Raw genomic sequence first — 1,182 nt, 5'->3', positions numbered from 1 at the left:
GGGTGTATCCCAGTCTTGCAAGACTCATCTTGAGAAGTAGCCATTGAGATACGCACACCGCTGATGGAGCACTTGTTGTACATTGTCTCCGTCCCACTGCGCGCCCGAAATCTTCATGCGACGCCCAATTTGCTTGACCGTTGACTCAATCTCCCCCGAGCCAATGGAGATGCCCTCGGCTTGGTAGTAGGCGTAGTTCACAATGCGGTGTCGATGTTTGTTCAAGTAAGCGATAAACCGGTCAACTCGCTCATGAGACCAGTCATCAAACTGTTTGACAGCACCCTCAACATCACCGCGCCAGAGACAGGCTTCGACGGCGTCCAACCGCTGCTGTGACCCGCCAACATGACCTAAATTCTCCATCAGGTGATACCAGTCTAGAATTTCCAGCCGCTGTACATCGGCATCCACCTGGGCAAAGAGGTTCCAAATTCCGTCGTGACCATCGCCTAGGCACACTAACGGTGACGCCAACGGCTGCTGGTTAACCCAGGCGACTAGCGCATCATTCGCCTTAAAAAACGCGGCAACACAGCACTGGTGCAGGTTGATGCCCTTATAGTCACGCCACTCACTCGGTTGACCTTTGGCGGTTCGTAAGCGCACCTTACCGCCATCAATACTCATTTCTTTAACACCACCATCCACCGACTCAGAAGGGAAATTCTGGCGATGCACCAGCCGTTGCTGGGTGCTCTTCGACACCGATAGGCCAGTGAGCACAGCTATATCTTCGGCCGCATTGTCATAGGACTCGCTAGCACTCAACAGCAGGCAACACCGCTCGAGATGCGGACTCCAGTGGGTTCGAGCCTTTAGACCTAGCCGACGTCCTTGCTGCTCACTCAGACTCAATCGGCCAATGACGCTGGTGATGCTTCGCTGACGGCCTCGGGTTGTGCCGCTGCTCGTGCGGATAAAAAATGGCCGAGTTCTGGTCCCACATGCTCTAGCAAGTGGCCACGCACTGCTTTCTCGATTCCCTCCAGAGTCTTCACCTCTTCTGGATCGGTCTCTTCGTAGAGCAATGCGGCTAACTCTTCCGTGAGTTCTTGCAGGCGGGCTTGTTTGGATACATCCATGAGGCTGACTAGTAGAGCGAACGGTGCCCAAAGCTTAGCGCTCATACCGTCATCCCAAAATAAGCATTAATGCTCATCGCATAACTGGGATGCACCC

Annotated in this window: 1 protein-coding gene; it reads right to left on the bottom strand. The window is 54.0% G+C overall.

Annotated elements, in window-relative coordinates; all coding sequences use genetic code 11:
• Nucleotides 1-24: 24 nt before the first annotated feature.
• Nucleotides 25-1,085, bottom strand: a protein-coding gene (locus AC0QKW_RS02570; RefSeq protein WP_473149492.1) for an ISKra4 family transposase whose coding sequence is annotated in 2 segments (ribosomal slippage) — nucleotides 25-929 and nucleotides 929-1,085 — 1,062 coding nt in all. Because the reading frame shifts where the segments join, the coding sequence is not laid out codon by codon here.
• Nucleotides 1,086-1,182: the final 97 nt, after the last annotated feature.

This window comes from Pseudanabaena sp. PCC 9330 (assembly GCF_055795045.1).
This window is presented reverse-complemented; position numbering and strand designations above follow the sequence as displayed.